At 70.8% G+C, this 10,017-nt stretch carries 8 protein-coding genes; 2 read left to right on the top strand and 6 right to left on the bottom strand.

What is annotated here, in order from left to right; genetic code table 11:
* Position 1: 1 nt before the first annotated feature.
* From folE to dacB, 6 genes are all read right to left on the bottom strand, one after another.
* Complete coding sequence (gene folE, locus ACFW9D_RS25530) at positions 2–607, bottom strand: GTP cyclohydrolase I FolE (protein WP_188338266.1); 606 nt, start codon at positions 605–607, stop codon at positions 2–4.
* A 125-nt stretch (positions 608–732) separates the two neighbouring features.
* Positions 733–2,754, bottom strand: a complete 2,022-nt coding sequence (ftsH, locus tag ACFW9D_RS25535) for an ATP-dependent zinc metalloprotease FtsH (protein WP_384625230.1) — start codon at positions 2,752–2,754, stop codon at positions 733–735.
* Between the two features lie 205 nt (positions 2,755–2,959).
* Positions 2,960–3,520, bottom strand: coding sequence for a hypoxanthine phosphoribosyltransferase (gene hpt, locus ACFW9D_RS25540; RefSeq protein ID WP_188341485.1), 561 nt, complete (start codon positions 3,518–3,520; stop codon positions 2,960–2,962).
* A 44-nt stretch (positions 3,521–3,564) separates the two neighbouring features.
* Entirely contained in the window at positions 3,565–4,572 is a 1,008-nt protein-coding gene (tilS, locus tag ACFW9D_RS25545) for a tRNA lysidine(34) synthetase TilS (protein WP_384625234.1), read from the bottom strand.
* A gap of 237 nt (positions 4,573–4,809) precedes the next feature.
* A complete protein-coding gene (locus ACFW9D_RS25550) occupies positions 4,810–5,937 on the bottom strand; it encodes a zinc-dependent metalloprotease (protein WP_188341484.1) in 1,128 nt (375 codons plus the stop codon).
* Positions 5,938–6,046: 109 nt separating this feature from the next.
* Positions 6,047–7,522 carry a D-alanyl-D-alanine carboxypeptidase/D-alanyl-D-alanine-endopeptidase gene (gene dacB, locus ACFW9D_RS25555; RefSeq protein ID WP_384625237.1) on the bottom strand — a complete coding sequence of 492 codons (1,476 nt, stop codon included), beginning with the start codon at positions 7,520–7,522 and terminating at the stop codon, positions 6,047–6,049.
* A 94-nt stretch (positions 7,523–7,616) separates the two neighbouring features.
* On the opposite strand from dacB, the gene ACFW9D_RS25560 reads away from it, so the two are divergent.
* Together ACFW9D_RS25560 and ACFW9D_RS25565 are read left to right on the top strand one after the other, a co-directional pair.
* A complete protein-coding gene (locus ACFW9D_RS25560) occupies positions 7,617–8,108 on the top strand; it encodes an inorganic diphosphatase (protein ID WP_188338262.1) in 492 nt (163 codons plus the stop codon).
* A gap of 137 nt (positions 8,109–8,245) precedes the next feature.
* Positions 8,246–9,904 carry a threonine/serine exporter ThrE family protein gene (locus ACFW9D_RS25565; protein ID WP_188338261.1) on the top strand — a complete coding sequence of 553 codons (1,659 nt, stop codon included), beginning with the start codon at positions 8,246–8,248 and terminating at the stop codon, positions 9,902–9,904.
* Positions 9,905–10,017 lie beyond the last annotated feature (113 nt).

A 10,017-nucleotide genomic window follows, 5' to 3' on the forward strand; every position in this document is an offset into this window, starting at 1 on the left:
CCTAGCGCGCCATGATGAGGCTCATCGCCTCGTTGCGCGTGGCGGGGTCGCGCAGCTGCCCGCGGACCGCCGAGGTGATCGTCTTCGCGCCGGGCTTGCGCACGCCCCGCATCGTCATGCACATGTGCTCGCACTCGACGACGACGATGACGCCGCGCGGCTCCAGGATCTCCATCAGGGAGTCCGCGATCTGCGTGGTGAGCCGCTCCTGCACCTGCGGACGGCGGGCGTAGACGTCGGCGAGCCGGGCCAGCTTGGACAGGCCGGTGATCTTGCCGTCCGCCGACGGGATGTACCCGACGTGCGCGACGCCCACGAACGGCACGAGGTGGTGCTCGCAGCTCGAGATGATCTCGATGTCCTTCACCAGGACCATCTCGTCGTGCCCCAGGTCGAACGTCGTCGTCAGCACGTCCTCGGGCTGCTGCCACAGACCCGCGAATATCTCCTTGTACGCCCGGGCGACCCGCGCCGGCGTCTCCCGCAGGCCCTCACGGTCCGGGTCCTCGCCGACCGCGATGAGCAGTTCGCGTACGGCGTTCTCGGCCCGCTTCTCGTCGAACTCGCCGATCGGGCCCTCACCGTGCAGCGTCACCGGGTCGGTCATCTGTGCCTCTTCCTCAAACGGATGTCCGACGCGGCCCGTGTCCACGAAAAGGCCGCGTCCCCCACACCGTAAAGCGTGGGGGACGCGGCCTGCATTCCGGGGCTGTCCCGGGCACCGGGGCCCGGTCAGCTCTCGGGGCGCTCCTCCTTGACCGTGTCCACCGGGGTGGTGGACTCGATGGCGGGGGTGGCCCCGTTCGCCCCGTTCGTCAGCGACAGCTCCTTGGGGGAGAGCACCGGCGGGCGGGTCGAGGGAGTGCGGCGGGAGGATCCGGTCCACGCGGGGCGGGCCGGGCGCTTCACGATCGGAGCGAAGATCTCGGCGATCTGCTCCTTGTTCAGCGTCTCCTTCTCCAGCAGCGCGAGGACCAGGTTGTCGAGAACGTCGCGGTTCTCGACGAGGATCTCCCAGGCCTCGTTGTGCGCGGTCTCGATGAGCTTCTTGACCTCTTCGTCGACGAGCGCCGCGACCTCTTCCGAGTAGTCGCGCTGGTGCGCCATCTCCCGGCCGAGGAACGGCTCCGTGTTGTCGCCGCCGAACTTGATCGCGCCGAGCCGCTCGGTCATGCCGTACTGCGTGACCATGGCACGGGCCGTGGCGGTGGCCTTCTCGATGTCGTTCGCCGCGCCCGTGGTCGGGTCGTGGAAGACGAGCTCCTCGGCCGCGCGCCCGCCCAGCATGTAGGCGAGCTGGTCGAGCATCTCGTTGCGCGTGGTCGAGTACTTGTCCTCGTCCGGGAGCACCATCGTGTAGCCGAGGGCCCGGCCGCGGGACAGGATCGTGATCTTGTGGACCGGGTCGGAGTTCGGCGAAGCCGCCGCGACCAGGGCGTGACCGCCCTCGTGGTACGCGGTGATCTTCTTCTCCTTGTCCGACATGATCCGGGTGCGCTTCTGCGGGCCCGCGACCACACGGTCGATCGCCTCGTCCAGCATGTGGTTGTCGATCAGCTTCTTGTCCGAGCGGGCGGTCAGCAGAGCCGCCTCGTTCAGCACGTTCGACAGATCGGCACCGGTGAAGCCGGGGGTGCGGCGGGCGACGGCCGACAGGTCGACGTCCGGAGCGACCGGCTTGCCCTTCTGGTGGACCTTGAGGATCTCCAGACGGCCCTGCATGTCCGGACGGTCGACCGCGAACTGGCGGTCGAAGCGGCCGGGACGCAGCAGCGCCGGGTCGAGGATGTCCGGCCGGTTCGTGGCGGCGATCAGGATGACGCCGCCCTTCACGTCGAAGCCGTCCATCTCGACGAGCAGCTGGTTGAGCGTCTGCTCGCGCTCGTCGTGACCGCCGCCCAGACCCGCACCGCGGTGCCGGCCGACGGCGTCGATCTCGTCGACGAAGACGATCGCCGGAGCGTTCGCCTTGGCCTGCTCGAAGAGGTCGCGGACACGGGAGGCACCGACACCGACGAACATCTCGACGAAGTCGGAACCGGAGATCGAGTAGAACGGGACGCCCGCCTCACCGGCGACGGCGCGCGCGAGCAGCGTCTTGCCGGTACCGGGCGGGCCGTACAGCAGCACACCCTTGGGGATCTTGGCGCCCACGGCCTGGAACTTGGCCGGCTCCTGCAGGAACTCCTTGATCTCGTGGAGCTCCTCGACGGCCTCGTCCGAACCCGCGACGTCGGCGAACGTCGTCTTCGGGGTGTCCTTGGTGATGAGCTTCGCCTTGGACTTGCCGAAGTTCATGACCTTCGAGCCGCCGCCCTGCATCTGATTCATCAGGAACAGGAAGATGAGGGGCAGCAGGATGAAGGGGAGCAGCGTGATCAGAATGCCGACGAAGGCGTTCTGCTTCTCGGGGGAGACGGTGTACCCGTCCGGGATCTTGTTGTCCTGGAAGCGGGCCTGCAGGTCCTTGGCCACGTCGACGCCCTGGTCGCCGATGTAGCTCGCCTGGAACTTGCTGCCGTCCTCGCCCTTGAGCTTCTGGCCGTCCTTCAGCTCGATCTTGATGTTGTTCTCATCGCCGGTGGTGAGCTTGGCCTGCTTCACCTTGTCCTGGTCGATGGCCTGAATGACCTGGCCGGTGTCCACCGTCTTGTAGCCGCCGGACGAACCGACGACCTGCATCAACACGACCACGGCAAGGACGGCCAGCACGATCCACATGACCGGCCCACGGAAGTATCGCTTCACGTCCATCCATACGGAGCGATGCCGCCCCGTCCCTCCTGCCATAGTGAGTTTGATAAGGCTGTTTGAAGCTGTTTGAAGAACTGTTCTTCGGACGGTACCCCAGCATTGTCACCCGACGCCGCAGGGGACGACCGAGAATCTGCCCCTCGCATGCTCCAACGGCGGGAATCCCCTGAGGGTTCCCGCCGCCGCGACGAGCGCTGACGGGCGCTCAGCCGCCGTAGACGTGCGGAGCGAGCGTGCCGACGAACGGCAGGTTCCGGTACTTCTCCGCGTAGTCGAGGCCGTAGCCGACCACGAACTCGTTCGGGATGTCGAAGCCGACCCACTTCACGTCGATGTCGACCTTGGCCGCCTCGGGCTTGCGCAGCAGCGTGCACACCTCGAGGGAGGCGGGCTCGCGGGAGCCCAGGTTGGTCAGCAGCCACGACAGGGTCAGGCCCGAGTCGATGATGTCCTCGACGATCAGGACGTGCTTGCCCTTGATGTCGGTGTCGAGATCCTTGAGGATCCGCACGACGCCGGAGGACTGCGTGCCCGCGCCGTACGAGGACACCGCCATCCAGTCCATCGTGACGGGGGTGGACAGGGCGCGAGCCAGGTCCGCCATGACCATCACGGCGCCCTTGAGGACCCCGACGATCAGCAGGTCCTTGCCCGCGTACTCCGCGTCGACCTTCGCGGCCAGCTCGGCCAGCTTCGCGTCGATCTCTTCCTTGGTGATGAGCACCGACTGAAGGTCGGTGCCCATGTCTTTCGCGTCCACCCGCATCACTTTCGGTCGTCCCACCGGCCGCCGCGACGTGAGCCGCCGAGTCAGCCTTGCCGGATGACCAGTCTGCCACCCTGACGCTGGGCGACGACTTTGCCCGGGAGATTGATCTCCCCCTGGCCGCGCCAGCCGGTGATCAGGCGGTCGACCTCTTCGATGTGGCGGGCGAAGAGGGCACCCGCGGGAGCGCCGGCCTCGATGGCCGCCCTGCGCAGGATGCGGCGGCGTACGGCGGGCGGCAGCGCGTAGAGCTTGGCGCATTCGAGGAGCCCGGCCGCGTCCCGCACAGTCTGGGCGGCCTGCTGCGCCCACGCGTCCAGCGCGTCCGCGTCGTCCCGGGACAACTGGGCCGTCCGGGCGAGCGCCTCGACGACGCCCTTGCCGAGCGCCTTCTCCAGGGCGGGCAGCCCCTCGTGGCGCAGCCGGGAGCGGGTGTAGGCCGGATCGGTGTTGTGCGGGTCGTCCCAGACGGGCAGGTGCTGCACGAGGCAGGCTTTGCGGGCGGTCTGCCGGTCGAGGCCGAGGAAGGGGCGCCGGTAACGGCCGGCGGCCCCCGAGACCGCGGCCATTCCGGACAGGGAGCGGATGCCGGAGCCGCGAGCGAGGCCGAGCAGGACGGTCTCGGCCTGGTCGTCGCGGGTGTGGCCGAGCAGGACGGCGGCGGCGCCGTGGCGCTCGGCCGCGGCGTCGAGGGCGCCGTAGCGGGCGTCGCGGGCGGCGGCTTCGGGCCCGCCGGCGCGGCCGACGTCGACGGCGACGGACTCGGCGGGGGTCAGGCCGAGCGAGGTCAGGCGCAGGACGACGTCCTCGGCGCGGACGTCGGAGCCGGGCTGGAGGCGGTGGTCGACGGTGATGCCGCCGGCGCGGACGCCGAGTTTGGGCGCTTCGAAGGCGAGGGCCGAGGCGAGCGCCATGGAATCGGCGCCGCCGGAGCAGGCGACCAGGACCAACGGCCGGTCACCCGCGGGTGGTTGGGGGTGCGTGTCGAGGATGTCGTGGAGGACGCGGCGGACCGCCAGGCGTATCGCCGCGACCGCAGGATGGGGACCCATGTCCGGTTCCCTTCATTCCGTTGTCTGGTGGGGTGGGGCGCCAACTGTGAACCGATGTGGCACGGCTCAGTCGCTCAACGGTGACTCGGTGACTTCGGTCACGCAGAGTGTGTCGATGGTGACAGAAGCGAGCCATTCACCGAGCATTGCACGCCTGCCCACGACCCACGGTCCCTCGGATGGGTGATCCTGCGCCATTCCTGGCGTGGCCGATCGCGCGGGGCCCCCTCCGCGGGCTCAGTCCTCGTCGCGCGCGCCGCCCGCCGGCCCCTCCGTCCGGTTGTGCACCCGCGCGACCCAGTCCGCCGGTTTGGCGATCTCCGCCTTGGTGGGGAGCGTGTTCGGCGAGGTCCACACGCGGTTGAAGCCGTCCATGCCGACCTGGTCGACGACGGCCCGTACGAAGCGCTCGCCGTCGCGGTACTGGCGCAGCTTGGCGTCGAGGCCGAGGAGCTTGCGCAGGGCCAGGTCGAGGCGGGAGGCGCCCTTCTGACGGCGCTCCTTGAACTTCTCGCGGATCTCTCCGACGGTCGGCACGACGGCCGGTCCGACCCCGTCCATCACGTAGTCCGCGTGCCCCTCCAGGAGGGACATGACGGCGGTGAGGCGGGCGAGGATCTCGCGCTGGGCGGGCGACTGGACCAGCTCGACGAGCGAGCGGCCGCCGTCGTCCTCCTCCGTGTCGGGGCGTCCGCCGGACAGCGACTGGACGGCCTCCCTGACCCGCTCGAGGAACGTCGACGGGTCGACGTCGGTCTCGGCGAGGAACGACTGGATCTCGCCCTCCAGGTGGTCCCGCAGCCACGGCACGGCGGTGAACTGGGTGCGGTGCGTCTCCTCGTGCAGGCACACCCAGAGCCTGAAGTCGTGCGGGTCCACGTCGAGTTCACGCTCGACGTGCACGATGTTCGGCGCGACGAGCAGCAGGCGGCCGCCGCCGTCGGGGGCGGCCGGCAGGTCGCGGGTGGCGGGCGCGAAGGTCTCGTACTGGCCGAGGACGCGCGAGGACAGGAACGACAGCAGCATGCCGAGCTCGACGCCGGTGACCTTGCCGCCGACGGCGCCGAGGACGGCCGGGCCCGCGCCGGAGCCGCGGCGCTCCTGCATCTTGTCGAGCAGCGGCTTGAGGATCTCGCGGAAGCCCGCCACGTTGGCCCGCACCCAGCCGGGGCGGTCGACGACGAGGACGGGGGTGTCGTGCTGCAGGTCCGTGGCCATGCGCGTGTAGGCGCGCACATGCTCCTCGGACTCCTTGGCGTGCCGGCGCAGCTCCGCGACGATGGCGCGCGCCTCGTCGCGGCTCACCTCCGGGCCGGGCCGTACGAGTCGGGTCGCGGTGGCCACCGCGAGGTTCCAGTCGACCATCCCTGATGAGGCAGCGCCGCCGATGCTCGTCATGCGTCAACGGTACGTGACCCCTCGCGTACGCGGAGAGGGGTTGAACCCTGACGCGACCCTGAACCTGCGCCGTCGCTCAGCGGCAGCCGCAGTTGGCCACGGAGGACGCGAGCCGGTCCAGGCCCGCCTGCGCGGCCTGGGGGGCGGGGGCGCCCTCGGTCATGAAAGCGAAGACGAGGAGGCGCCCGTCGGCGTCGACGACCGACCCGGCGAGGGTGTTGACGCCCGTGAGCGTGCCGGTCTTGGCGCGGACCAGGCCGATGCCGGAGGCGTCGGCGGGGTCGGCGTAGCGGCTGCTGAGGGTGCCGGTGAAGCCGGCGACGGGCAGGCCGGTGAGCACGGGGCGCAGCTCGGGGCGGTGCGGGTCGGCGGCCTTCGCGAGGAGGCCGGTGAGCAGGTTGGCGGAGACCTTGTCGTTGCGGTCGAGGCCGCTGCCGTCGGCGAAGCGGGCGCCTGCGAGCGGCAGGCCGAGCTTCTTGAGCTGCTTCTTGACGGCGGCCCCGGCGCCGTCGAAGTCGTGGGACTCGTCGGCGGCGATCGCGGTCTGCCGGGCGAGGGCCTCGGCGATGTCGTTGTCGCTGTGCGTCAGCATCCGCTCGACCAGGGCGGACAGCGGCGGGGACTCGACCTTCGCGACGTCCTCGGCCTGCCCGGAGGCCTTGGAGGGGGCGGGGTCGCCCTTGGTGCGCACGCCGCGGTCGTGGAGCAGTCCGGCGAACGTACGGGCGGCGGCGGCCGCGGGGTCGCCGTCGCGCGGCGCGGGCCCGCTGCCGGAGTCGTCGAGGCGGGCCTCGTCGGCCATGAGGGGGCTGACCCGGGCGAGGTTCTCGTTGGGGCCGATGGGGTGGGTGTCGGGGCCGGAGTACAGCGAGGTGTCGTAGGTGAGTGTGACCTCGGTCATGCCGTCCTTCTTGAGGGCGGCGGCGGTGTCGTCGGCGAGGTCGCGCAGGCTGGCGGCGCCGTAGGGGTTCTTCTTGCGGGCGGTCAGGGTGGGGTCGCCGCCGCCGACCAGGAGGAGCTCCTTGCCGTCCTTCTCCAGCTTCGTACGGGTCGCGATGCGGTGGTCGGGGCCCGCGGCGGTGAGCGCGGCGACGGCGGTGGCGATCTTGGTCGTGGACGCCGGGGTGAGCGCGTCGCCCGCGGCCTTGCCGTAGAGCCGCTCACCGGTGACGGCGTCGACGACGGCCGCGGCGCGGTGCGGGCCGAGCGCGGCGTCCTTCAGGAGCGGGTCGAGGACCTCGGCGAGGGCGTCCCTGGTGGGGCCGGGCACGGACGCTCCGGGGGCGGCGAGGACGGCGGGAGCGCTGGGCGCGGCGGGGGCGGCGGGGGCCCTGCGGCCGTGATGTGCGCCACCAAGGGCCTCCGGGGAGGCCGCCCGGTCCGCCTCGGCCTTACGCTGGCCCGAAGCGTCCCAAGGGCCGGCCGAGACCGCCACGACGGCCGCGAGGGCGAGACCCAGCGCCGTCGCACCCACCGTCACGTGCTTGGTCTTGGTCAGCGCAGCGGTCTTCGCCACGCTCGTCAAGAGCTGCGAAACCTTCAGTTCCGGCACCGCGGACCAGCCCCTTTCGCGATCACACACCTGCGTGAGGGACACTTAATCACTGCATCACCAGACGTTTGTGTTGATCATGGAGGAGCCACCGGTGGAGTTCGACGTTCTGATCGAGATCCCTAAGGGATCGCGGAACAAGTACGAGGTCGACCACGAGACCGGTCGCATCCGCCTCGACCGTCGTCTGTTCACGTCGACGGCCTACCCGACGGACTACGGCTACGTCGAGAACACCCTCGGCGAGGACGGCGACCCGCTGGACGCCCTGGTCATCCTGGACGAGCCGACGTTCCCGGGCTGCCTCATCAAGTGCCGCGCCATCGGCATGTTCCGCATGACGGACGAGGCCGGCGGCGACGACAAGCTGCTGTGCGTCCCGGCGACGGACCCGCGCATGGAGCACCTGCGCGACATCCACCACGTCTCCGAGTTCGACCGCCTGGAGATCCAGCACTTCTTCGAGGTCTACAAGGACCTCGAGCCCGGCAAGTCCGTCGAGGGCGCCGACTGGGTCGGCCGCACCGAGGCCGAGGCCGAGATCGAGCGTTCCTACAAGCGCGCCCAGGACCAGGGCGGTCACTGACCCCCGGCGCCTGACGCACCGCGTACGCGAACGGGCCGCACCTCCCCGACCGGGGTCGTGCGGCCCGTTCGTGTATCCGTGCGCATACTGAGGCGTACGGGAGGCAGACGCGTACGTAGTCGTACGAAGGGCGAGAGGTGTCGGAGCGGGAGTCGGAGGCGCCGGAGGACCGCAAGCCGCAGTCCGACGAGGCGCGCAGCGCGTTCACGCAGCCGAGCGGTGTCGCACCGCCGGCTCCGGTGGCGGACGAGGAGTCCTCGACCACGTCGGAGTTCTCGGTCCCGGAGGGGCTGAGCGTGCACGCGGTGGAGGTCGTGGAGGTGGAGGGGTCGGCCTTCACACCGCCGAGGACCTACAGCTCGCGGCAGTCGCCGCCCGCGTTCACCCCGGCGCACGGCATCCCGATGGTGCGGCTCACCAAGGAGGCGCCCTGGCAGGACCGGATGCGCACGATGCTGCGCATGCCGGTGGCCGAGCGGCCCGCGCCGGAGAAGGTCCACAAGGAGGACGAGACCGGGCCCGCCGTTCCCCGCGTGCTCGACCTGACGCTGCGTATCGGCGAGCTGCTGCTCGCGGGCGGCGAGGGGGCCGAGGACGTGGAGGCGGCGATGTTCGCCGTGTGCCGCTCCTACGGGCTCGACCGGTGCGAGCCGACGGTGACGTTCACCCTGCTGTCGATCACGTTCCAGCCCTCGCTGGTGGACGATCCGGTGACGGCCTCGCGCACGGTGCGGCGCCGGGGCACCGACTACAACCGGCTCGCGGCCGTGTTCCGGCTCGTGGACGACATCAGCGACGAGGACGTCGAGGTGTCCCTGGAGGAGGCCTACCGGCGCCTCGCGGAGATCCGCCGCAACCGGCACCCGTATCCCGGCTGGGCGCTCACCTCGGCGAGCGGGCTGCTCGCCGGCGCCGCCTCGATCCTCGTCGGCGGCGACCTGATCGTGTTCTTCGCCGCGGCGATCGGCGCGATGCTGGGCGACCGGCTCGCGTGGCTGTGCGCGGGGCGCGGGTTCCCGGAGTTCTACCAGTTCCTGGCCGCCGCGATGCCGCCGGCCGGCATCGGCATCCTGCTCACGCTCGCCAGCGTCGACGTGCGGGCCTCCGCGGTCATCACCGGTGGACTGTTCGCGCTGCTGCCCGGACGGGCGCTGGTGGCGGGCGTGCAGGACGGCCTGACCGGCTTCTACATCACGGCCGCGGCCCGGCTCCTGGAAGTCATGTACTTCTTCGTCGGCATCGTGATCGGCGTGCTGATCATGCTCTACGTGGGCGTGCAGCTGCACGCCGAGCTGAACCCGGAGGCCGCGCTCAAGGTCATCGACCGCCCGTACTGGCAGATCGCCGCGTCGATGGCGCTCTCCCTGGCCTTCGCCGTGCTCCTCCAGCAGGAGCGCTCCACGGTGCTCATGGTGACGCTGAACGGCGGGGTGGCCTGGGTCGTCTACGGGGCCATGCATGTGGCGGGCGGGATCTCGCCGGTGGCGTCCACGGCGGCGGCGGCCGGGCTCGTGGGCCTGTTCGGCCAGCTCTTCTCCCGCTACCGGTTCGCGTCCGCGCTGCCCTATGTCACGGCGGCGATCGGGCCGCTGCTGCCCGGTTCGGCGACGTACTTCGGGCTGCTGGCGATCGCGCAGAACGACGTGGACGGGGGGCTCGTGTACCTGTCGCAGGCCGCGGCTCTGGCGATGGCCATCGCGATCGGGGTGAACCTGGGTGGCGAGATCTCCCGCCTCTTCATCCGCTCCCCCGGCGCGGAGGGCCGCCGAGCGGCCAAGCGCACGCGTGGTTTCTAGTGCCGCCCGGTCCCGGTCCTGCCTGGTGAGGTCTCGTCGCCGGGTGCCGCCCGGTGGGGCTTCTCGCGCAGTTCCCCGCGCCCCTGGAGATGGCGCACGAAGTGCGCATCTCC

The organism is Streptomyces sp. NPDC059524 (genome assembly GCF_042749255.1).
Taxonomy (GTDB): domain Bacteria; phylum Actinomycetota; class Actinomycetes; order Streptomycetales; family Streptomycetaceae; genus Streptomyces; species Streptomyces xanthii.

Coding starts and splice junctions, on each gene's coding strand:
- folE (WP_188338266.1), bottom strand. CDS start 607: ATGACCGACCCGGTGACGCTGCACGGTGAGGGCCCGATCGGCGAGTTC.
- ACFW9D_RS25550 (WP_188341484.1), bottom strand. CDS start 5,937: ATGGTCGACTGGAACCTCGCGGTGGCCACCGCGACCCGACTCGTACGG.
- ftsH (WP_384625230.1), bottom strand. CDS start 2,754: ATGGACGTGAAGCGATACTTCCGTGGGCCGGTCATGTGGATCGTGCTG.
- tilS (WP_384625234.1), bottom strand. CDS start 4,572: ATGGGTCCCCATCCTGCGGTCGCGGCGATACGCCTGGCGGTCCGCCGC.
- hpt (WP_188341485.1), bottom strand. CDS start 3,520: ATGCGGGTGGACGCGAAAGACATGGGCACCGACCTTCAGTCGGTGCTC.